Origin of the sequence: Micromonospora sp. NPDC023888, from assembly GCF_040639415.1 — a bacterium.
In the GTDB taxonomy this organism is placed as follows: Bacteria; Actinomycetota; Actinomycetes; order Mycobacteriales; family Micromonosporaceae; genus Micromonospora.
In genome coordinates this window covers 99,301-120,528 of the sequence record NZ_JBEZZW010000009.1, presented here as the reverse complement: position 1 = coordinate 120,528, position 21,228 = coordinate 99,301, and the positions used below count along the sequence as shown (strand labels likewise).

The following is a 21,228-nucleotide window of genomic DNA, read 5'->3' as shown; positions in this document are numbered from 1 at the left end:
GCTATGCCGCGTTGCTGCGGGTGGAGGCGAGTTCGGGAAAGGCTTCCTCCCAGCGCTGGCGGAGCTGGGGTGGCAGCCAGAGGGTGGGCCAGAGCATCCGGAGGAGGTCGGCGTCGAGCCAGGTGTGCAGATCCTCGACCGTGCTGGCTTCGGTGAGTACCACCTTGTACATGCTGGCCAGGCGTGCGGCTCGGTTCAGGTCATACTCGGCGTGCCCGGACCAGTCGAGATGACGCGGAAGCGTCACCGTGCCGTCGGTCGGACCGTGTAGCGCGGTAAGGGTTTCGACCACCACGTAGGGCTTCCGGTCTCCGTAGGGCTGGTAGTCCGCCGGCGGCTGGGGGGATGTCCTGCGCCGGCTGAGGTTGGTCGCCCGCCGGACTTCCGGTCGTAGTGCCTGCCGGATCGTCTCCCGGCTGTACCCGGTGACCCGCTGCAGATCCACCGGCCGCCAGCCAGCCGCGTGGAACGCCCGCAGCTGCTCGTCCCGCTCGGTCAACGCGGCAGCGCGCGTCGCCTCGTACCTAGAGACAACCGCGTGCAGCTCATCCTCGGAGAACCGGCCCATGTTCGCCAGTCTACTATGCTAGGCCCAGCACGCTTGGCGTTTGGTGGTATCTCTGTAACCGGCGGGACCAGCCATGGTGGTCGCGATCGGATGCCCTCATGTTCTGGTGAAGCCGAGGGCCCGGTATCCGGGCATGCGGCGTGGGAGTGAAGCGGCGAGGATGGGTGAGGTCCGGTCGTGGTAGTCGTTGACCTCGGCGACGTCCTTGCCGGGTGCGGCGCGCATGACGCGGCCGGCGCATTGGACGAGTATTCCGTCGTAGGAGATCGGGCGGCGAGGAAGAGGGTGTCGAGGGCGGGGCGTCGAAGCCTTCACCGATGAACGGTGTCGTGCCGATGACACCGGCAGGCTTCGTGTGGCTCATTTGGGGCGATCTAACCGCCGTGTACCGCCGCGGCCCGATCCAACTCGGCGCGTATCACCTCCGGCGGCTGCATGCCGGAGAACGGTCGGCCGCCGTCGATGACGAGTGTCGGCACGCCACTCACCCGCAACTCGGCAGCGCGCCGCTGATCCGCGGTAACGGCGTCGGCATACCTGTCACCGGCCAGCACCGCGCCTGCCTCCTCCGCCGGCAGACCCACCTCCCGCGCCAACTCCAGCAGGACGAGTTGGTCGGCGACGTTTCGCCCCTGCGCCTGGTAGGCCCGCAGCAGCGCCTCGACCAGCGCGCCGGCCCGGTCGTGGTCGGCCGCGAAATGGGTCAGGCGATGCGCGTCGAAGGTGTTGACGGGACGCGCCTTGTCGAGGTCAATAGCCAGACCCAGCTCCGCGCCCAGCCGCCTGATCAGGGTCAGCCGCCGGGGAAGCTGGTCCGGCGAGGTCCACGAGGCCATCGCCTCGGCGGCGGTCGGACCAGGGCTCCGCCCCTCGTCCGGTGACAGCTGATAGCTGCGCCACCGCAGCTGAACCTCGTCCCGGCCGGGAAAATCCGTCAGGACCCGCTGCAGCCGGTGCTTGCCGATGTAGCACCACGGGCACAGCACGTCGTAGAAGACTTCGATCAACATGCCGCTCACCCCCGGAGCAGGACGGCGGTCTTGCCGCGGGCGTGGCCGGTGTCGATCCGGCGGTGTGCGTCGGCGATCCGGTCCAGCGGGAAGGTCTCCGACACGGTCAGTGTCAGCCGGCCCGTGCGGTACAGGTCGGTGATCGCCTGTAGCCGCTGGGCTGAGCGCTGGCTGCGCAGGGGGCGTACGCCGAGCTTGTCCGCCCGGGTGAAGTCCACGAGTGTGCCGATCCGGTCCCGGTCGGCGACCAGCTCGAGGCAGGCGTCCAGGGCCGCGCCGCCCGCGGCGTCCAGGGCGACGTCGACGCCGCCCGGTGCCAAGGCTCGCACGCGGTCGGTCAGTCCGTCGCCGTAGCTGGTCGGTGTGGCGCCCAGCGAGCGCAGGTAGTCCTGGTTCTCCGGGCTGGCCGTGCCGATCACCGTCGCACCCGCAGCCAGGGCCAGCTGCACCGCGACGGTTCCGACGCCGCCGGAGGCGCCATTGATCAGCAGGGTGTCGCCGGCGCTGACCTTCAGCTCTTCCATCGCGGTGTGCGCGGTCTGCGCCGACGCCGACAGGGTGCCCGCCTGCGGCCAGGACATCCCGGCCGGCTTGGCCACGACCTGCCCGGTGGGAACGACGACGTACTCGGCGCAGCTGGCGAGCAGGGCCCAGCCGAGCACCTCGTCGCCTGTCCGGAAGTCGGTGACGCCGGGGCCGGTCTGGTCGACGACACCGGCGAAGTCGTTGCCGACGATCTGCGGGAACCGCACAGCCTGACCCGGCGGTGTCCAGCCGGACCGGACCGCCGAGTCGTACGCCTGCACGCCCGCGGCCTCGACTCGGACCCGAACCTCTCCCGGCCCAGCCACGGGCGTGGCCACCTCGATAACCTCCAGCACCTCCGGACCACCGAAGGTATGGAACGCCGCGGCCCTCATGGATCTCCTCTCGCGTCGCATTCCAGCGCCGGCCCACCTGGCCGGGGGACGTCAGGGCCCAGCCTGCAAGCTCAAGCGCGCTTGAGGTCAAGCTCCCCACGGGACGACCGGTGCACGGCGGATAGTCGTGCGCGACCCGCCCGGGACCGGTTGAGCAACTCATACTGGCTCGCCCGCCTCTTTGACGGCCACCGCCGCCCAGTTCCGCGAGGACCGCATCCTGGAAGAACCCGCGCCATCGACGGAGACCCGCTGCACATCGCCGCGATTTTCGGCCTCACCACCAAACCCGAGCGGTCGACCCGGCGGCGTCCGGATCTGCCGAAAGTGGTGTGTGGGCCGAAGGTGATATCCCCGACCGTCATGGTCCGCGTGTGGTCGTCGGTCGTGGCGGTCCGCCGGGTCAACGCAGGTCAACATGGGTCACTCCCTGCCAACGCAGGTGGACCCGCAGGTCGTTACACTGACCACTCGCGCCCCCGTAGCTCAGGGGATAGAGCATCGGTTTCCTAAACCGTGTGTCGCAGGTTCGAATCCTGCCGGGGGCACCAGGCAAGACAGCAATCCGTGATCGTCTGGCCGGCCGCGACTGCCCACCACCAGATTCACCCCGCGCCCACGCGCCGGTAGGTACCCACAAACAAGTGGCTACCGCAGGCGGCACGGAGCCGACGGATCACCAGTGGTAGGCCAGGCTCACCGCCAGCGTGGCGACGGTGGTGGCGAAGAACACCGCCCACCCCACCAGGTGGCGGGAGCCCACCCGCAGGTGCGCGATGAGCGCGCCGACGAAGTAGAGCACGAGGCCAGCGGCGGCGAGGGTGCCCAGCAGGGGTACGGCGAATCCGGCGAGCAGGCCCAGGGAACCCGCCGCCAGCGCCAGCCCCAAGCGGGGCAACCATGAGTGTGGCAGCCGCTTCATGTCGGCTTGGGCCTTCGGGTAGTCGTGGCCGATCAGGTAGGTGACGGCGGCGATGCCGGTGAAGACCGAGGCGAGAATCGTGACCGTGACGTATGCGGCGAACATGTGCCCTCCCTTGTGGTTGTCTGCCTCAAGGACGGGTCGGTGCCGCGGATTGTTACCTGCGGTGCTGTGACCTGGGGCACAGCGTAGACGCAGCGTGGGCTGCGGGAAGGACCCGCAGCCCACGCTTGTGATCCCGACGATGTGTCGGCCGCCTCAGAGGAACGCGTACATCTCGTCGGAGGCCGCCTCGGTGTCGCCGGCCGGCGGAGCCTGCACCGTCACCGGCTGGCCGAAGTCGCTCATCCGCATCTCGGTGACGAGGTCGCCCAACGACTTCGTGGCAATCGTGTAGGAGAGCACGGTCATCCGCCCATCGGCGTCGAGGGTCGCCTCGAACGGGATCGCCGTCGGGTCCTTCGCCAACTTGGCGGACGACTCGATGCCTTCCCGCATTCCGGCCTCGGCGCTCGCGGCCTCGGCGGCCTTGTTGAGGTCGGCGACGCCGGTGTAACGGCCACCGCCGACCTCCTGGGCGGACACGACGCCACCGATGAGGCCGGTCTGCGACTTGAAATCGAAGGACTGACGCAACGTGCTGCTCGGCTTGAGCTTGCTGAGGTCGATCTTCATCCAGGGCTTCTCGCCCTCCATGGACTCCGACTTGATGTAGGCGGCGTCGCCGATCAGCCGGACCTCGATCGGTTCCGGAGCCTTACCGCTGATCTGGATCGCGCGGGCGGCGGGGTCCATCTTTCCGCTGAGGGTGATCGACTGGTTGCCGGCCTTGACCGACGCGGCCATGCTGACCGGGCCGGCGAGGCTGCGGTCCATGCCCTGCTTGACGGCGGCCGCCGGCTCCAGCTTGGACGGTGCGGGGGCGGCCGAGGCGGACGTCCCCGGGTTGTCGGAATTGGTGCCGCAGCCGCCGACGAGGGCGACGGCGAGGACTATCGAAAGGGTAGGGATCAATCGGCGCATAGACGTGACCCTAATAGGCGACCGCTACCCGATTTCGCGCAGTGGTCGCACGCGCACGGACAGGCGTCCGGCACTCGCGCCGATCAGGCCGTCGGTAGCTGCTCGGCCCGGCTGAGCACCTGGTCGATGAGGCCGTAATCCCGGGCCTGCTCGGCGGTGAACCACCGGTCCCGGTCCCAGTCCTGCTGGATCTCGGCGAGGGTCCGTCCACTGTGCTTGGCGATCAGCTCCTGCATCGTCCGCTTCACGTGCAGCATGTTCTCGGCCTGGATGGTGATGTCCGAGGCGGTGCCGCCCATTCCACCGGACGGCTGGTGCATCATGATCCGCGAGTGCGGCAGCGCGTACCGCTTGCCGGCGGCGCCCGCACAGAGCAGGAACTGCCCCATCGAGCCGGCGAACCCGAGCGCCAGCGTGGCCACGTCGTTGCGCACGTAGCGCATCGTGTCGTAGACCGCCATCCCCGCGCTCACCGATCCACCCGGCGAGTTGATGTAGAGGAAGATGTCCCGGTCGGCGTCCTCCGCGGCGAGCAGCAGGATCTGCGCACAGATCTGGTTGGCCGACTCCTCGGTCACCTCGGTGCCGAGGAAGACGATCCGTTCCCGCAGCAGCCGCTCGAACACCTGGTCGCCGAAGGACGGCTGCGTGCCGTCGAGCATCAGTACCCCGGAGGAGATCATGCCGCCGCCTTCCACCACGCCGGCGAGCGGTGGGACCGCCCGATGGACCGGCCCCTTCAGCGTGCGGGCGGTGGTGGTCGCTGGCCCAGTGATTCTGCCGCCGGCAGATCCGCTGACGGCAGAACCAGGCGGCCTACACGGCGGTCAGCCGCCGCGCGCCCGCCCGGGCCCACGCGCAACCCCGCAGAGCGGCGGTACGCGGACCGGGGCGCGAGCCACCAGCGGAGGCCATCGCCCCGACGCAGAGGGTCGGGCCGTTCGCCCCGGGCGTCCGGTGCAGGACCGGCCTGCTCGTCCGTAGGGCGTGCTGGCTCGCGTCGCGTCGGGCGACCTCGGCCCGTTCGATCCGGGTGAGTTGCGCCCGTGGCGCGGCCGGGATGCGGGGTTCGACCCGACGCAGGTCGTCGCGGGCTTCCTCAAGCAGGTCGGACAGGCGGATGCCGAGCGCCCGGCAGATCGCCGCGAGCACCTCGGAGGAGGCTTCCTTGCGGCCCCGCTCCACCTCGGACAGGTAGGGCACGGAGACTCCGGCGGTGGCGGCCACCTCGCGTAGCGTGCGGCCCTGGGTCTGACGCAGTCGGCGTAGCACTCCGCCGATGACTCGTCGCAGCAACGACATGCCGGCCTCACTTTCGCGGTCGTCGTCGGGAACACCCTCATCATGCCCGTCCCCGGCCGTCCGGGCCGACCCATCCGGGCCCGCGCCGTCGAGCGGCGCGGGCCCGGGGCCCTCATTGGTGCAGGTGGCTGTGCCAGGAGACCGGCTCGGCCACCAGCGTGATCGCCGGGAACAGCGCCCGGGTCCCACCGGTGGGAAGCAGACCGCTGTCGTCGATCGACACGTTCGCCCCGTTGACGTCGTAGACGATGAGCGACTCGTTGCCGTCTCCGCTGAGGAACCGGGCCCGGTGCCCGTCCAGCGTGGTGTTCGGGTTGACGAACAACTTGTCGGCCGGGTCGGTGACGTTGCGGTAGCGGGAGACGACCACTGCCAAGGTACGGGCGCGTTGTCGGCCGGGGTCGGCGGTGGCCGGCTCCCGGGTCCAGGTCCACCCGACGTCCCAGGAGTTGGGCTCGTCACGTGACTCGCTCACGTTGACGGTGATCAGCCGTAGGTCGGCCGGCACGCCCGCCACCGTCGCCGGCATCGGGACGGGGTCGGCCCCAAAGCGCAGTGACTGGGCGACCTGCGTCGCCGTGGCGCGTACGTCCAGCCCGGTCCCGACCACCCGGACCTGCGCCCAGCCGTCCGGGGCATACCGCCAGCGCAGGATCGCCTCCGGAGTCTCGGCACCGGAGTAGTTGGCGAAGACACTGGGCCCGCCGTTCAGCGTGGGGCCGGCGACGGTGTCACCGGCCACGGCGGGCTCCGCGCTGTCCCGCTGGGGTGCCGACGGCTGCACGCCCTTCGGGAGGAGCGAGACCGCCACGAACTGCCGTTGGTCGTCGCTGCGGCCGTTGTTGGCACCCAGGTGCACCCCGTAGCCGGGAAGGAGCAGCCCGGCCTGGTACTGGCGATGCCGCAACCCGTCCGGCAGCCAGCCGAACCGGACGTACACCCGCTGGGGGTCGACGGTGGTGAGCGCGGCCGGTAGCCCGGTCCGGCCCTCGCCGGCGGCGGCGCCGATCGGGGCCCTTTCCGACGGGCGGTCAGCAGTGAGCAGGTCGGGGACGGTGAGCCCGCCGACGGTCAGCGCCACCGCCAGCAGCGCGGCGCCGGCTCCCTGGGCAAGGCGGCGTTGCCGCCGCGCGGTGGTCATCGCCCGGTCCACGTCCAACACCGCGGAGGGCTGCTCGGCCGATTCGATCTCGGCCAGCATCAGGTCGCCTATCTGGTGTTCGTCAAGCATCGTCGCTCCTCTCAGTTGCCGGTCAGGCTGGGGGTGAGCAGGGTGCGCAGGGTGGCCAGCCCCTTGGCGGTCTGGCTCTTGACGGTCCCCGTCGAGCAGCCCATGGCCCGGGCGGTCTCCTCGACGCTGAGGTCCTGGAAGTAGCGCAGGACCAGCGCCGCCCGCTGGCGCGGTGGCACCTGCCGCAGCGCGCCGACCAGGGTGATCCGGTCGGTCGGGTCGGCGGCGGTCGTCGACACGTCGGGCAGCGCGGTGCCGAGCCGGACCCGGGCCCAGCGCAGCCGCCGTTCGTCGATCAGCCGCCGCAGCAGCATGGTGCGGACCACCGCGTCCAGGTGGTCGGCCTGTCGCAGTCGCGCCCAGGAGCGGTACAGCTCGGTGAGCACGCGTTGCAGGATGTCGTCGCCCCGGTCCCAGTCCCCGCACATCAGGTAGGCGGTCCGTCGCCACTGGACCATCCGGGATCGGACGTACTCGGTGTAGTCGTCGTCGGCCTCGGCTCGCCGTCCGCCGCTGGTCGTCACGAGGGTCGTGCCCCCTCCGTCTGCCGGCCTGCACCGGTTCGTCGTTGTCATCAGGTAGTCGGGTGCGGGAGGGGTGCCGGTTGTCCGCGCCGCGCAACCCGGACGTGCCGGGGACGGCGTACCCGCTATGTTGTGCTCGTGCAGGCGACGGTGACGGGGCAGGTTCGACGGTGATCCATTTTCCCGCGCAGCGCCGGGGTCCGCTGAGCGCGCTGAGCCTGCGGCTCGCCGCAGCCCTGGGCCTGGTCTTCGCCGTGGTCACCGCGGTCTATCTGGGCCGGGAGGGCTACCGTGACGTCAACGAGGACGGCCTGACCCTGCTCGACTGCTTCTACTACGCGGTCGTGTCGCTCTCCACGACCGGCTACGGCGACATCACGCCGGCCGCGCCGTCGGCCCGGCTGGTGAACGTCCTCTTCATCACCCCGGCCCGAGTGATCTTCCTGATCATCCTGGTTGGCACCACCCTGGAAGTCCTGACCGAGCAGTACCGGACCGGCCGTCGCCTGTCGCGGTGGAGGAGAAGCGTGAAGGACCACGTCATCATCTGCGGCTACGGCACCAAGGGGCGCAGCGCAGTCTCCGCCCTGTTGGAGAACGGTCTGGACCGGTCGCGGATCGTGGTGGTGGAGCGCAGCGCCGCCGCGCTGCGGCAGGCCACCTCCGCCGGTCTGGTGGCGATCGAGGGCTCGGCGACCCGTTCGTCGGTGCTGAACGAGGCGCATGTCAAGAACGCGAAGGCCGTGATCATCGCGACCGACAGCGACGACGCGTCGGTCCTTGTCGCGCTTACCGTACGGCAGCTCACCGCCGGGCAGGTCCGAATCATCGCGGCGGCGCGGGAGGCGGAGAACGCGCCGCTGCTCAAGCAGAGCGGCGCGCACCACGTGATCGTCTCCTCGGCCACGGCGGGCCGGCTGCTCGGCCTGTCCACCTCGGCCCCGCCGCTGATCGACGTGGTGGAGGATCTGCTCACTCCGGGTCAGGGCATGGCGCTGGCGATGCGCTCGGCGGAGCGGGACGAGGTGGGTCGCTCGCCACGCGAGCTGGACTCGTTGGTGATCGCCCTGGTGCGGCGGGGCAAGGTGGTCACCCTGGCCGACCGGGCCGGCGCGGTGATCGAGACCGGCGACATGCTCGTGCATGTCCGCGACGATCGTCCGCAGTCGGCGACGACCGCCTGACCGTCGCGCCGTGCGGCGTCAGCAGGTCTCGTCGGCGGCGCAGATCGCCTCGGTGCAGTTCACCGGCGTCGTGGCGGACGCCCGCCGGAGCAGCTCGTAGAGCGTTTCCCGCTCGCTGGGAGCAAGTGCTCCCAGCACCTCGTCCTCGGCTCCGGCGAGGGCGCATTCGGCCTCGCTGAGGCGTTTCGCACCGTCTTCGGTGAGTTCGACGACGTGTCGGCGTCGGTCCTCCGGTGAGCGTCGACGCTCGATCAACTGCTCCGCTTCCAGGTCGTTGAGCAGCCCGACAATGTTGGTGCTGTCCATTTCCAGGATGGTGGCGAGCGCCTGTTGGCTGGTGCCACCGCCGGCGCGCAGCACGGTGAGCGCGACCAGATGCCGCGGCCGTAGGCCCAGCGGCGCCAGCACCGACTCCGACCGCAGCCGCATCCGCCGGGCCAGATGGTCCAGCAGCGCGCCCGAGCGGTGCTCCGAGGGGTCAGGCGACGGGGCGGACATGTGACCCAGTCTACCGACCAGGTGGAACATCGGCCTGCTATAAATAGTTGGTGCTGCACAGACGATCCTTGGAGGAGGAATAATGCATCTGCTGCATATCGACTCAAGCATTCGGGGTGACTGGTCGGTCAGCCGTCGGCTCACCGCCCGCGCCGTCGCCACCTGGCGTGCGGCCCACCCGGACGGCACCGTGACCTACCGGGACCTCGGCGCGGATCCGCTGCCGCACCTCGACGCGGCGAGCGGCCTGGCTCGGATGACGCCGCCGGACCAGCACACCCCGGCCCAGCGCGAATCCTGGGAACTCAGCGAGCGGCTGGTCGACGAGGTGAAGCAGGCCGACGTGGTGCTGCTCGGCCTGCCGCTCTACAACTACGGCGCGCCCAGCAGCGTCAAGTCCTGGGTCGACCACCTGATCGTGCCGGGGCTGGCGTACGACCCGACGACCCAGCAGGGCCTGCTCGGTGAGCGTCAGTTCGTGGTGCTGGCCACCCGGGGCGGCGGCTACGGCGAGGGCACCCCGCGCAACGGCTGGGACCACGCTGAGCCGTGGCTCCCGCACGGCCTGTCGTTGACCGGCCTGGAGCCGCGCTTTATCAGCACCGAGTTGACCCTGGCGCCTTCGGTGCCGGCGATGGCCGAGCTGATCCCGCTGCACGAGGCGAGTCTCGCGGCGACCGAGAAGGAGATCGACAACCTCTGGACGCCGGCCTCCGCCCAGCGCTGAGGCAGTGCCGGTACGAGGAAAGCGGCCGCCCCCGGTACGGGGACGGCCGCTCTCGTCAACGCTGTCGGATCAGAGGATCGTCCAGGTGTCGCCGCTGGACAGCAGGCCGGCGAGCTGCTGCTCGGGAGTCTCGGTGACAGTCGCCTTGGCGGCCGCGAGCTGACCCTGCACCACACTGTCGTAGGACGGTCGGTCCACCGAGCGGAACACCCCGATCGGCGTGTTGCGCAGGTCCAGGCCGGGCAGCCGGGACAGCGCGAAGGCGTACGCCGGGTCGGCCACCGTGGCGTCGTGCACGACGATCTCCTCCGGGCGGACCGAGCTGGTCTCCCGGACCTCCAGGCCGAAGCCGCCCGGCGGGTGCACCACGCAGAACTGCCCGTCGGCGCCGAAGGTGATCGGCTGCCCGTGCTCCAGGCGGATCAGGTAGTCGTCCCGCGTGGACGGGTCCTTGAGCTGCTCGAACGCCCCATCGTTGAAGATGTTGCAGTTCTGGTAGATCTCCACGAACGCCGAACCCTCGTGCTCGGCGGCGGCCCGCAGCACCGACTGGAGGTGCTTGCGGTCGGAGTCGATGGTCCGGCCGACGAAGCTGGCCTCCGCGCCGAGGGCGAGCGAGAGCGGGTTGAACGGGGCGTCCGCCGAGCCGGCCGGAGTCGACTTGGTGATCTTGCCGACCTCGGACGTCGGAGAATACTGCCCCTTGGTCAGACCGTAGATCCGGTTGTTGAACAGCAGGATCTTGAGGTTGACGTTGCGGCGGAGTGCGTGGATCAGGTGGTTGCCGCCGATGGAAAGCGCGTCACCGTCGCCGGTGACCACCCAGACCGACAGGTCCGGCCGGGACACCGACAGGCCGGTCGCGATCGCCGGGGCGCGGCCGTGGATCGAGTGCATCCCGTACGTGTTCATGTAGTACGGGAAGCGCGACGAGCAGCCGATCCCGGAGACGAAGACGGTCCGCTCGCGGGGGATGTTCAACTCCGGCATGAACTGCTGAATGGCCGCGAGGATCGCGTAGTCACCGCAGCCCGGGCACCAGCGCACCTCCTGGTCGGACTTGAAGTCCTTGGCGGTGAGCTTGAGGGCGATGGGCTCAGACATTCTTCAGCACCTCTTCCAGCGTCGTCTCCAGCTCGGCGGCCGTGAACGGCAGGCCGCGGACCTGGTTGTAGCTGATCGCGTCGACCAGGTAGCGGGCCCGGATGACGTGGGCGAGCTGGCCCAGGTTCATCTCCGGGATGACCACCTTGTCGTACGAGCGCAGCACCGCACCGAGATTGGCCGGCATCGGGGCCAGGTGCCGCAGGTGCGCCTGGGCGATGGACAGCCCACGCTGGCGCACGCCGCGACACGCCGCGCCGATCGGGCCGTACGTCGAGCCCCAGCCGAGGACCAGCACCCGGGCGTCGCCGTCCGGGTCCTCCACCTCGATGTCCGGCACCGGGATCGCCTCGATCCGGGCGGCCCGGGTGCGCACCATGAAGTCGTGGTTGGCCGGGTCGTAGGAGATGTCGCCGGTCTTGTCGGCCTTCTCCAGGCCACCGATCCGGTGCTCCAGGCCTGCGGTGCCGGGGATGGCCCACGGCCGGGCCAGGGTCTCCGGATCACGCAGGTAGGGCAGGAAGGTGGTGCCGTCCTCGCCGTTGGGCTCGGTGGCGAACTCGACCCGCAGGTCGGGCAGCGACTCCACGTCGGGCAGCAGCCACGGCTCCGAACCGTTCGCGACGTAGTTGTCGGACAGCAGGATCACCGGCGTGCGGTAGGTGAGCGCGATCCGGGCCGCCTCCAGCGCCGCGAAGAAGCAGTCCGACGGCGACCGGGGCGCGATCACCGCGACCGGGGCCTCGCCGTGCCGGCCGTAGAGCGCCATGTTGAGGTCGGCCTGCTCGGTCTTGGTCGGCATGCCTGTCGACGGGCCGGCGCGCTGCACGTCCACGATCACCAGCGGCAGCTCCAGCGCCACCGCGAGGGAGATCGTCTCGCTCTTGAGCGCCACACCGGGGCCGCTGGTGGTGGTCACGCCGAGCGACCCGCCGTACGACGCGCCAAGCGCCGCGCCGACCGCGGCGATCTCGTCCTCGGCCTGCACCGTGGTGACGCCGAAGCGCTTGTGCTTGCTCAGCTCGTGCAGGATGTCCGACGCGGGCGTGATCGGGTACGCGCCGAGGAAGACCGGCAGCCCGGAGCGGACCCCGGCGGCGACCAGCCCCAACGACAGCGCCGCGTTGCCGGTGATGTTGCGGTAGGTGCCGGGCTTCATCTTCGCCGGCTTGACCTCGTAGCGGACCGCGAAGTCCTCGGTCGTCTCGCCGAAGTTCCAGCCGGCCCGGAAGGCGGCGACGTTCGCCGCGACAAGCTCCGGACGGGAGGCGAACTTGCGCTCCAGGAAGCGCAGCGTGGACTCGTAGGGCCGCGAATACATCCAGGAGAGCAGCCCGAGGGCGAACATGTTCTTCGACCGCTCGGCGTCCTTCTTGGACACCTGGTAGTCGGCGAGCGCGCCGACAGTCATCGAGGTCAGCGCCACCGGGTGCACGACGTAGCCGGCCAGCGAGTCGTCGTCCAACGGGCTGGCCTGGTAGCCGACCTTGGCGAGGTTGCGCTTGGTGAACTCGTCGGTGTTGACGATGATGTCCGCGCCGCGCGGCAGGTCGGCCAGGTTGGCCTTGAGGGCCGCCGGGTTCATCGCCACCAGCACGTTCGGCGCGTCGCCCGGGGTGAGGATGTCGTAGTCGGCGAAGTGCACCTGGAAGCTCGACACACCGGGCAGGGTGCCGGCGGGAGCCCGGATCTCGGCGGGGAAGTTGGGCAGCGTGGAGATGTCGTTGCCGAGCTGCGCCGTCTCCGAGGTGAACCGGTCGCCGGTCAACTGCATGCCGTCGCCGGAGTCACCGGCGAACCGGATGACCACCCGGTCGAGTTGACGGATCTGCTTGGTCACTGTCCCACCTTCGTTCGCGACTGCGGGGCTCGCAAAACCTCGCCTTGCCCGGCCACCGAACCTCCTTGACGCGACGTTTCACCGCACCGCCCCAGGCTGGTCCGGTCGCTGTCGTACCTCATCTCAGAGCCTACGTCTAAGGGAGTCCTAACCAGCGCCGGAGGTCCGCCGACTGGGACCGGATTAGGCGGGGAAATGCCCGTCTTTGCGCCCTTATACCCCGCCCGCCGTAATTCAGATCACCACGGGTCCACTCCGGCGACCCCGAACACCAGCGGTCCGGGGTCGCTCGTCGATCACTCGGCGGTACGGGGCGCCGGCTCGGGCGCCGGGCCGGAGAGCCGGCGGCGCAGCGAGATGATGGCCAGCGCGAGAGCCAGCACCACCAGCAGCGCGGAGACCACGATCAGGATGATCGCGGTACGCCGCACCGAGGTCGTCCCGTCGTCGTCGGCGGCGGCACCCCCGGGGAGCACACCCTGGGAGCCGGTCGGTGCGGGCGGTGAGACCACCGGCGTGGCCAGCGCCGCCGCCGCGGTGATCCGGAAACTCATCTGCACCTGCCGGGTCGCGCCGCTGCGTGGGTCGAGTTGGCCGATCACCGCTCCGGACAACGGCGCTTCCCTCTGGGCCTGCGGCGTCGCCTCCACCGGCAGTCGCAACTCGGTGGTCCGGCCCGCCGCCACCGTGCCCGCGTCGCAGCGGGTCCGGGTCGGGTCGACAGCCACACAACCGGGCGGCGGGGTGGGCACTGTCACCCCGGCCGGCAGGACGACCTCCACCCGGCCGTCGGCGTCCACCGTGCCGGTGTTGCCCAGCCGGAGCGTGAGGGCGCTGGCGGCGCCACTGATGTCGAAGGCGACCTCGTCGGCGGCCAGCGTTATCCCGGGCACCGGCGGACCGGGCGGGAAGAGCACCGCGAAACCCTGGTCGTCTACCGCTTCCCCGGGCACTCCCGGCGCGTCCGCGACGACCTGGACGGAACCGGCGAGGGGCATCTTCCGCCACGCGGAGCCGTCGACCCGCAGACGGAGCAGAGCGCTGAACCGGACGCCGGCCCCGGCCGTCCAGGCCCCACAGTGGTACGCGCCCCCACCGGCGGCGGCGCAGCCCTTCGTCCCGGCATCGGTCAGCCCGGCCGGCAGCGTGTACGAGAGCCGGATCCGTTGCGCTGTCGTGCCTGTGTTGTTGATGGTGACCTGCAGGGTGGCGGCCGTGCTGGCCGCGTTCCAGTACGCCTTGGGGAGCGTGACGTCCTGGGTGGTGACCTGCACACCGAGCGGATTCGGCGGCGGCGCCTCCGGACCCGGGGCGGGCGGGCGGACCGGCGGGGCCGGAGGCGCCGGCGGCAGCGGGGGCGCCGGTGTGGGTGGTCCGCCCGGCGCGGGCGCGCTGTTGCTCGGTGCCGGCGGCACCTCCGGCGCGGTGGTCTCCGGTGCCGGTGGCGTCTCCGGCGGCGGCGCGGTGGTCTCCGGCGCCGGGTTGGTCGGCTCCGGAGACCCGCCCGGCTCCTCGGTCGGGGGCGGCTCGTCCGTTGGGCTGGTCCCGGGCTCACCCCCGGGCTCACCTCCGGGTTCGCTGACCGGGTCGGTGAGCGCCACGACCGGGTCCGCGTCCGGCGTTGCCGCGCTGGCCCAGGCCGGCCCCACGGCGAGCGCCACGAGCAGACCGAGCGCGAGTGAGGTCCCCAGCAGGGACATGGGGTGCCGCCCCTCCGCCCGCTTACCGGGCGATGCCTTCAGGCGGGCCATCTGTCCTCCGGTACATGGGTGGGTGTCCAATATTCGGCAACAGTTGCCCCGGCGCACTAGTCCCATCTGGAAACAAATCCGTAACGTGTTTGGGACGGCCCTCCCGGGCGGACGGTAGGCTCCGGACTGTGACCGGATACCTGGGCTCGTACGCGACGCTCGGGCTCTTGCTGCTCGCCAGCGTTCTGTTCTTTGTTACGGCGTTCTCGGCCAACCGGGTGTTACGCCCCGCCCGTCCGGCCGATCCGCCCGGCAAGCGGGCCAGCTACGAGTGCGGGCTGGACCCGGTGGGCGCGGACTGGGCTCAGATGCAGATCCGCTACTACGTCTACGCGTACCTGTACGTGCTGTTCGCGGTCGAGGCGGTGTTCCTCTTCCCCTGGGCGGTGGTCTTCGACCGGCCGGGCTTCGGCCTGGTGACGGTGGTGGAGATGGCGGTGTTCGTGGCGGTGCTCGCGCTCGGCATCCTCTACGCCTGGCGTAGGAACATCCTCCGCTGGACCTGAGCGTCACCGCCTCCGGCGATCGGGCCGGTCAACCCGGCCGTTGACGGTCGGTCCCGGCGACGACCGGTCAAGCCAGGCCGCGGCGGGTCGCCGACGGTGGGCGGTCGCCCCGGATCGAGGCCACCATGTCCAGCACCCGGCGGGTCGGGCCGACCTGGTGGGCCCGGAACACCCGGGCGCCCAGCCAGGCCGAGACCGCCGTGGCGGCGAGCGTCCCCTCCAGCCGGTCGGGCACCGGCAGGTCCAGCGACTCACCGATGAAGTCCTTGTTGGAGAGCGCCACCAGCACCGGCCAGCCGGTGTCGGTCAGCTCGCCCAGTCGGCGGGTGATCTCCAGGGAGTGCCGGGTGTTCTTGCCGAAGTCGTGTGCCGGGTCGATGAGGATGCCGTCGGGGCGTACCCCGGCCGCCACCGCTCGCTCGGCGAGCCCGGTCACGGTCGCGACCACGTCGGTGACCACGTCGGTGAAGGCGGCCCGGTGCGGCCGGGTCCGTGGGACCAGGCCGCCGGCGTGCGAGCAGACCAGGCCCGCGCCGGTCTGCGCGGCCACCCGGGCCAGGGTGGGGTCGGCACCCGACCAGGTGTCGTTGAGCAGGTCGGCGCCGGCGGCCACTGCTTCCGTCGCCACCTCGGCCCGCCAGGTGTCGATGGAGATCACCACCGCTGGGAACGCGGCCCGGACGGCGGCGATGGTGTCCACCGTGCGGCGGATCTCCTCGGCGACGTCCACCTCCGCGCCGGGGCCGGCCTTGACCCCGCCGATGTCGATGATCGCCGCGCCCTCGGTCACGGCCCGCTCCACCGCGCGCAGGGCGCTGTCCGCGGCGTAGGTGGCCCCCCTGTCGAAGAACGAGTCCGGGGTGCGGTTGACGATCGCCATCACCACCAGCTCGTCGGGGGCGAACGTGCGCCCGCCCAGCCGAAGCGCCCCGGCCATGCCCGCCTCCTGAGAGTCTGCCGTCGCCGCCGCGTCGGCCGTCCCCGACGCTAGTCGGTGGCCCGACCGCGACTCCGGGCGGCGTCGGTACGGATCGCGATCGGGACGGGTGGCGGGGTCGCTCCCGGCCGGCTGCCGTGCCACGATCAGTACATGGGTCAGCTTCTGCTCCTCCTGGTCGTGGCGTTGACGGTCGCGGCGGTGATTTTCGGCGTGACGGTGCTGGTCAGCGGCCGCGATCCCGGTCTGGTGCCGGCCGAGCCGGATTCGCAGGCCGTGGCGTTGCCGGGCACCCGGCCATTGCGTGAATCCGACGTGGGCGCGGTCCGTTTCGACACCGGGTTGCGCGGGTACCGGATGGCCCAGGTCGATCAGGCGATGCGCCGTGCCGCCTACGACATCGGCTACAAGTCTGAGCTGATCGGCGTACTGGAGGCGGAGGTCACCGCGTTGCGTGAGGGCCGCACCGACGACGCGGACGTGCTGCGCGACGCCCGTGAACAGTCCGCCAGCAGGGCGACGAGCCCGGACGCGGCCGACGCGGCGAAGTCCGACACGGCCGAGTCCGACGCGGCGAAGTCCGATGTCGCGGCCGGGTCGCCGGCCGACGAGGCCGGCTCCGGGGCCGCCCCGGTCGGCTCGACAAGCGCGGACCCGCTGCCCGCCGCCACCTCGTCAGCGGCCGATTCCGACGGCGTGGCGCCGGCCGTCGTGTCCAGTGGCGCGGCGGCCGATTCTGAACAGACCGACGGCGCACCCGCCGACGGCACCGGGCAGCACGGCGCGACGGTTCGGTCGGAGTCGGCGTGACCGGTCCGGGGGGCGCCGACGATCTTCGTGAGGCCGCCCAACCCGGTGCTGGTGAGGTAACCGCCACGGTGATCGTCGACGCTCCCGCCGAACGGGTCTTCGCCGCCCTGCTCGCCTGGGACCGTCAGTCCGACTGGATCCCGTTCACCCGTGTACGCGTGGTCGAGGGCGACGGGCGCGAGGGCAGCCGCGTCGAGGCGGTGACCGCGCTCGGCCGGGCCGTGCTGCGCGACGAGATGCGGGTGGTCCGGGTCGACGAGCCGTACGAGATCGGCGTGGTGCACTACGGCCAGTTGCTGCGCGGCCCGGGTGTGCTGCGCTGCACCCAACTGGGTCGGGACCGCACCCAGGTCGTCTGGCACGAGTGGTTCCACCTGCCGGGCGGCCGGGCCGGTCGACTGGCGTGGCCGGTGCTCTGGCCCGGCTCCAAGCTCGGCCTCACCCAGGCGCTGAAGAGGTTCGCCCGGCTGGTCGAGCAGGGCCGTCTGCCCTGAGCGCGCCCGGCGCCGGCTGCCCGCCCGGTGCCGGTGGCGATGGGCTGTCGGAGCGATGCCCTAGCGTGTACGACGTGACTGACCTGGTGATCGGTGCCGACGGGCTGCCTCGCTGCGCCTGGGGGTCGAGCACCCCCGACTACGCCGTCTACCACGACACCGAGTGGGGGCGGCCGCTGCGCGGCGACGACGCGCTCTACGAGCGGATGACGCTCGAGGCGTTCCAGTCCGGGTTGTCCTGGCTGACCATCCTGCGCAAACGTCCGGCGTTCCGGTTGGCCTTCGACGAGTTCCACATCCCGACCGTCGCCGGATACTCCGACGCCGACGTGACCCGGCTGTTGGCCGACGCCGGCATCGTCCGCAACCGGGCCAAGATCGAGGCCGCGGTCGCCAATGCCCGCGCCGCTATGGAGGTGCCGGAGGGGCTGTCCGCGCTGCTCTGGTCCTTCGCACCGGAGCCCCGGCCGACCCGCCCCACCTCGTTCGCCGAGCTGGCGCCGATCACGCCGGAGTCGACGGCGATGGCCAAGGCGCTCAAGAAGCGCGGCTTCCGGTTCGTCGGCCCGACCACCGCCTACGCGCTGATGCAGGCCACCGGCATGGTCGACGATCACATCGTCGGCTGTCACGTCACCCTCCCACCGGCGACATGATGGGATGGCTGACATGACGACCGAGACGGCGTACCGGGCCGGCGAATCCGGCCGTGCCGACGGCGTGGGCGCCTGGGCCGTGCTGCTGCCAGCCGAGCGGTACGAGGCCGAGCGGCTCGTGCACCACGACACGCTGGAGCTGACCGGGCTGGCGGACATCACCCTGCCGGGCCCGGGAGACCAGGTGGCGGTGCTTGTCGACGCGCCGCCGCGGCTTGTCGCGCTCGGCCGGGTCACCGGGCCGGGTCAGCGCCACCGCGAAGACCCGGACGACCCGCAGTCCCCGGTCGAGCCGGGGACCGTCGTCGTGGCGTACACCCGGCGGGCCTTCGACGAGCCGGTGCCGGCCGACCTGCTGACGCTCGACGGGCCGGTCACCGCGCTGGAGCCGGCGGCCTTCCGGGCGCTTGCCGACCAGCTCGGCCCGCCCCCGGCACGGCGCACCTGGCTGGTCAGCCTCGACCTGCCGATCGAGGCCGGCACGCGGGCCGAGGCGGTCCGGCTCTTCTGGTCCTACGTGCAGGAGCTGGGCCCTCGTGAGCTGCCCGCCTTCGTCTCGCCGTCCGACGACGAGCTGGCCATGCAGGCGTTCGTTTTGGGCGAGCAGGCCAACCAGGACCCGGAAGAGGACGACTAGAAGAGTTTGTCCACTCGTCCCCGCCAGTCGGCGAGGATCGGGCCCGGGTCGGTGTCCAGCACCCGCTCCAGCAGCGTGGCGTAGACATCGCGGAAATCGGTCGTGTATTTCAGGTCGCCGTCGTCGAGATCGGTGAGGCTCGGCGGCGCACCGTGCCAGCCGCCACGTACGCCGCCGCCCAGCAGCAGCAGGTCCGAGGCGGTGCCGTGGTCGGTGCCGTCCGAGGCGTTGGCCCGGACGCGGCGGCCGAACTCGGAGTAGACGGCCACCACCACCTTCCGGCCCGCCTCGGTGCGACTCATCCGGTCGGCGAACCCGGTGAGCGCCCGGTCGAGCTGACCCAGAAGGACGGCCTGCAACTGCTTCTCGTCGGCGTGCGTGTCGAAGCCGCCGAGCGACACCGAGAAGGCCCGGGTGGACACTCCCGCCTCGACGCACTGTGCGACCAGGTCCAACTGCGCGTCCAGCGGGGTGCGCGCGCCGCCGGTCGCCGTCGCGGGTGCCTGCTCGCCGTCCTGCTCTGCCGCGTCCGGGTCGGCCGAGTCGCGTACCTGGCGGATCATCTCGTCCACCGACCGCAGATCGGCGAAGCAGGCGGCGGCCCGGCCCCGGGCCGCCGACTCACCCGCCTCGGCGGCGGCGAGCGCGCCAAGTGTCTCGGCGGGCAGTCCCTTGGCGGCCTTCCGGTCGCTCACCGGCACGGCGGCACCCGCGCTCCGCGCCCCGGCCAGCAGCGGCGGCAGCGCCGGCTCGAAGGAGACCGCCAGCCGGGGGTCGCCGCCGGCGGAGTCCAGCCAACGACCCAGCCAACCGGTGTTGCCGGGCCGGTCCGGCTGCGCGGTGTGCCAGATGTCCATCGACCGGAAGTGGCTGCGGTCCGGCTTCGGGTAGCCGACTCCGCGCACGATCGCCAGGCCACCGCCGGACCAGCGCTGGTGCAGGCCGGCCAGTGCCGGGTTGAGGCCGAAGCCGTCGTCCAACCGCAGCACCTCCCCGTCCGGGTAGGCCAGCTCGGGACGGGCCGCCCGGTAGGCCGGATCGGCGTACGGGATGACCGTGTTCAGCCCGTCGTTGCCGCCGTAGAGGGTCACCAGCACCAGCGTGCGAGCCTGTGGATCGCGGTCGCCGCTGGTGTCCAGCAGGTCCCGCAGGCGGTACGCGCCGGCGCCGGCGGCCAGCGCGCCCGCGCCGACCACCCCGCTGGTCAGCAGGAACCTGCGTCGGGTCTGGGTGTCCATGTCGACTCCTCCGCTCAGCTGACTGTGTATTCGGGGCTGACCAGGCCGGCGGCCAGCAGCTTGCGGGGCTCGCCGGCCAGCGGGGTGAGCGCGGTGCGGGTACGCGCGCTCCAGCCGTCGACCACGAGCAACCGGGCCAGCGCGTCCGGCCGTCCGGCGGCGGGAGCGGCGGTCAGCCGGGCCAGCACCGCGGGATTCACCGCGGCGGCGAGCATTCCGGCCGTCCGCAGCCGGGCCTGCAACGACGAGGTGGTCAGCCAGGCGGCCCCGGCCGGCCAGCCGCCCACGCTCGGCGGTCGCAGCGGCACCTGGTCCAGCGCGTTCAGGCCGGCCAGCAGTTGTTTGTGTTGCTGCTCGGGCAGTGCCGAGGGTCGGATGCCGAGCTGTCGCAGCGCGCCGACAAGCCATTCCACCGGCTGCTTGACGAGCGTGCCCCGGGTCTGGGCGAAGGCCGGCGCCGAGAGGATCGCCCGCAGAGTCGCGACGGTGTCCGCGCCGGCCAGGCCCTCCGGTGCCGGGACCTCCGTGCCGGCGTAGCGGAACCAGAGCCGCCCGGCCACGAACGTCGCCGCCGCGGGTTGGGCGGCCAGCAGCCCGGCGTACGCCTCGGCGTCGAACCGGCCGCTCTGCCCGAGGATGGTCTTCTCTCCGGGGTCGTGCCGCTTGGCTTCGAAGCGGGCCACCCCGGTACGCCTGTCGACCACCCAGCCCGTCAGGGCGCGTGCGCCGGCCTTCACGTCCGCCTCGGAGTAGGCGCCGATGCCGAGGGTGAACAACTCCATCAGCTCGCGGGCCAGGTTCTCGTTCGGGGCCTTCCGGGTGTTCTTCTGCCCGTCCAACCAGAGGATCAGGGCGGGGTCGCGCACCATCGCGGCGACAAGTGGGGCCAGTGGCCCACGTCCGTGCCGGCGCAGCGTGTCCAGTTGGCCCTGCATCACCCGGGCCGACTTGACCTTCTGCGCGCTTGTCGCCCAGTGCCCGTGCCAGAAGAAGAGCAGCTTCTCGGTCAGCCCGTCCTCGGCGGCCACCATCCGGTCCAGCCACCAGGCGGTGACCTGTTGGAGCTGCTTGCGCCGCTCCGCGTTGGCCTGCTGTCGCTGCTCTCGGGTGGATTCGCCGGTCAGCCGGGCGTACGGGTCCGGGGCCAGCACCGGCGGCGGGGTGGCCGCCGCGCCACGGTCGCTGCGGGTGGGGGTGAGCAGGTTGTCCAGGGTGGCCGCCGGTCCGGCCCGCTCGGCGGCGTCCACCTCGTCTGCGGTCGGCCCGAAGGTGGCCCGGCGCAGCAGATGCGCCACCGCTTCACGATCGCTCATACCGGGCGACGCTAGGCGGTGAGTGTTCGAGGA

Annotated in this window: 23 protein-coding genes and 1 tRNA gene; 8 read left to right on the top strand and 16 right to left on the bottom strand. The window is 71.5% G+C overall.

Translation table 11 applies throughout. The features are described from left to right. Position 1 precedes the first annotated feature (1 nt). The 3 genes from AB0F61_RS10965 to AB0F61_RS10955 all read right to left on the bottom strand — a co-directional run bounded on the left by AB0F61_RS10965 (position 2) and on the right by AB0F61_RS10955 (position 2,498). A complete protein-coding gene (locus AB0F61_RS10965; protein WP_357806896.1) occupies positions 2-568 on the bottom strand; it encodes a hypothetical protein in 567 nt (188 codons plus the stop codon). A 374-nt stretch (positions 569-942) separates the two neighbouring features. Beyond that, a complete protein-coding gene (locus tag AB0F61_RS10960) occupies positions 943-1,578 on the bottom strand; it encodes a DsbA family oxidoreductase (protein WP_357806893.1) in 636 nt (211 codons plus the stop codon). Positions 1,579-1,583: 5 nt separating this feature from the next. Beyond that, positions 1,584-2,498: an NADP-dependent oxidoreductase gene (locus AB0F61_RS10955; RefSeq protein ID WP_357806890.1), complete on the bottom strand. Its 915-nt coding sequence runs from the start codon at positions 2,496-2,498 to the stop codon at positions 1,584-1,586. Positions 2,499-2,973: 475 nt separating this feature from the next. Between AB0F61_RS10955 and AB0F61_RS10950 the strand changes: the two genes are divergently transcribed. Continuing rightward, positions 2,974-3,049, top strand: a tRNA-Arg gene (locus AB0F61_RS10950). 125 nt (positions 3,050-3,174) lie between these two features. Here AB0F61_RS10950 and AB0F61_RS10945 read toward each other — a convergent pair. The 6 genes from AB0F61_RS10945 to AB0F61_RS10920 form a co-directional block, all read right to left on the bottom strand. Beyond that, complete coding sequence (locus AB0F61_RS10945) at positions 3,175-3,525, bottom strand: DoxX family protein (protein WP_357806887.1); 351 nt, start codon at positions 3,523-3,525, stop codon at positions 3,175-3,177. Between the two features lie 153 nt (positions 3,526-3,678). Beyond that, positions 3,679-4,443 (bottom strand): hypothetical protein, encoded by a 765-nt coding sequence (locus AB0F61_RS10940; protein WP_357806884.1) that lies wholly within the window; start codon positions 4,441-4,443, stop codon positions 3,679-3,681. 83 nt (positions 4,444-4,526) lie between these two features. Further along, positions 4,527-5,126 (bottom strand): ATP-dependent Clp protease proteolytic subunit, encoded by a 600-nt coding sequence (locus AB0F61_RS10935; protein WP_357806881.1) that lies wholly within the window; start codon positions 5,124-5,126, stop codon positions 4,527-4,529. Positions 5,127-5,259: 133 nt separating this feature from the next. Beyond that, positions 5,260-5,745 carry a helix-turn-helix transcriptional regulator gene (locus tag AB0F61_RS10930; RefSeq protein ID WP_357806878.1) on the bottom strand — a complete coding sequence of 162 codons (486 nt, stop codon included), beginning with the start codon at positions 5,743-5,745 and terminating at the stop codon, positions 5,260-5,262. Between the two features lie 112 nt (positions 5,746-5,857). Continuing rightward, complete coding sequence (locus AB0F61_RS10925) at positions 5,858-6,976, bottom strand: hypothetical protein (RefSeq protein ID WP_357806875.1); 1,119 nt, start codon at positions 6,974-6,976, stop codon at positions 5,858-5,860. A gap of 11 nt (positions 6,977-6,987) precedes the next feature. After that, positions 6,988-7,500, bottom strand: a complete 513-nt coding sequence (locus AB0F61_RS10920; protein ID WP_357806872.1) for a SigE family RNA polymerase sigma factor — start codon at positions 7,498-7,500, stop codon at positions 6,988-6,990. Positions 7,501-7,670: 170 nt separating this feature from the next. Here AB0F61_RS10920 and AB0F61_RS10915 point away from each other — a divergent pair, with 170 nt between their 5' ends. Next, complete coding sequence (locus AB0F61_RS10915; protein WP_357806869.1) at positions 7,671-8,684, top strand: potassium channel family protein; 1,014 nt, start codon at positions 7,671-7,673, stop codon at positions 8,682-8,684. 18 nt (positions 8,685-8,702) lie between these two features. Here the strand turns inward: AB0F61_RS10915 and AB0F61_RS10910 are convergent, their stop codons facing one another. Then, a complete protein-coding gene (locus tag AB0F61_RS10910; RefSeq protein ID WP_357806866.1) occupies positions 8,703-9,182 on the bottom strand; it encodes a MarR family winged helix-turn-helix transcriptional regulator in 480 nt (159 codons plus the stop codon). An 82-nt stretch (positions 9,183-9,264) separates the two neighbouring features. Between AB0F61_RS10910 and AB0F61_RS10905 the strand changes: the two genes are divergently transcribed. Continuing rightward, positions 9,265-9,909 (top strand): NAD(P)H-dependent oxidoreductase, encoded by a 645-nt coding sequence (locus AB0F61_RS10905; protein ID WP_357806863.1) that lies wholly within the window; start codon positions 9,265-9,267, stop codon positions 9,907-9,909. Between the two features lie 69 nt (positions 9,910-9,978). On the opposite strand, the gene AB0F61_RS10900 is transcribed toward AB0F61_RS10905, so the two are convergent. The 3 genes from AB0F61_RS10900 to AB0F61_RS10890 form a co-directional block, all read right to left on the bottom strand. Next, positions 9,979-11,013 (bottom strand): 2-oxoacid:ferredoxin oxidoreductase subunit beta, encoded by a 1,035-nt coding sequence (locus tag AB0F61_RS10900; protein ID WP_357806860.1) that lies wholly within the window; start codon positions 11,011-11,013, stop codon positions 9,979-9,981. Further along, positions 11,006-12,853: a 2-oxoacid:acceptor oxidoreductase subunit alpha gene (locus AB0F61_RS10895; RefSeq protein WP_357806856.1), complete on the bottom strand. Its 1,848-nt coding sequence runs from the start codon at positions 12,851-12,853 to the stop codon at positions 11,006-11,008. The genes AB0F61_RS10900 and AB0F61_RS10895 overlap by 8 nt, the downstream gene beginning before the upstream one ends. A gap of 296 nt (positions 12,854-13,149) precedes the next feature. Beyond that, positions 13,150-14,553 (bottom strand): hypothetical protein, encoded by a 1,404-nt coding sequence (locus AB0F61_RS10890; protein ID WP_357806853.1) that lies wholly within the window; start codon positions 14,551-14,553, stop codon positions 13,150-13,152. Positions 14,554-14,732: 179 nt separating this feature from the next. Between AB0F61_RS10890 and ndhC the strand changes: the two genes are divergently transcribed. After that, on the top strand, positions 14,733-15,110 hold the full coding sequence (gene ndhC, locus AB0F61_RS10885; RefSeq protein WP_088986508.1) for an NADH-quinone oxidoreductase subunit A: 378 nt from the start codon (positions 14,733-14,735) through the stop codon (positions 15,108-15,110). A gap of 67 nt (positions 15,111-15,177) precedes the next feature. On the opposite strand, the gene folP is transcribed toward ndhC, so the two are convergent. Next, entirely contained in the window at positions 15,178-16,047 is an 870-nt protein-coding gene (gene folP / locus AB0F61_RS10880; protein ID WP_357806851.1) for a dihydropteroate synthase, read from the bottom strand. A gap of 153 nt (positions 16,048-16,200) precedes the next feature. On the opposite strand from folP, the gene AB0F61_RS10875 reads away from it, so the two are divergent. The 4 genes from AB0F61_RS10875 to AB0F61_RS10860 all read left to right on the top strand — a co-directional run bounded on the left by AB0F61_RS10875 (position 16,201) and on the right by AB0F61_RS10860 (position 18,644). Further along, positions 16,201-16,857 (top strand): DivIVA domain-containing protein, encoded by a 657-nt coding sequence (locus tag AB0F61_RS10875; protein ID WP_357806847.1) that lies wholly within the window; start codon positions 16,201-16,203, stop codon positions 16,855-16,857. Continuing rightward, positions 16,854-17,351 (top strand): SRPBCC family protein, encoded by a 498-nt coding sequence (locus AB0F61_RS10870; RefSeq protein WP_357415431.1) that lies wholly within the window; start codon positions 16,854-16,856, stop codon positions 17,349-17,351. The genes AB0F61_RS10875 and AB0F61_RS10870 overlap by 4 nt, the downstream gene beginning before the upstream one ends. A gap of 74 nt (positions 17,352-17,425) precedes the next feature. Next, positions 17,426-18,007: a DNA-3-methyladenine glycosylase I gene (locus AB0F61_RS10865; RefSeq protein ID WP_357806845.1), complete on the top strand. Its 582-nt coding sequence runs from the start codon at positions 17,426-17,428 to the stop codon at positions 18,005-18,007. Positions 18,008-18,020: 13 nt separating this feature from the next. Beyond that, positions 18,021-18,644: a hypothetical protein gene (locus AB0F61_RS10860; RefSeq protein ID WP_357806843.1), complete on the top strand. Its 624-nt coding sequence runs from the start codon at positions 18,021-18,023 to the stop codon at positions 18,642-18,644. Here the strand turns inward: AB0F61_RS10860 and AB0F61_RS10855 are convergent. Further along, positions 18,641-19,882 carry a DUF1501 domain-containing protein gene (locus AB0F61_RS10855; RefSeq protein WP_357806840.1) on the bottom strand — a complete coding sequence of 414 codons (1,242 nt, stop codon included), beginning with the start codon at positions 19,880-19,882 and terminating at the stop codon, positions 18,641-18,643. The genes AB0F61_RS10860 and AB0F61_RS10855 overlap by 4 nt on opposite strands. Positions 19,883-19,896: 14 nt before the next feature. Further along, entirely contained in the window at positions 19,897-21,195 is a 1,299-nt protein-coding gene (locus AB0F61_RS10850) for a DUF1800 domain-containing protein (RefSeq protein ID WP_357806837.1), read from the bottom strand. Between the last annotated feature and the right edge of the window lie 33 nt (positions 21,196-21,228).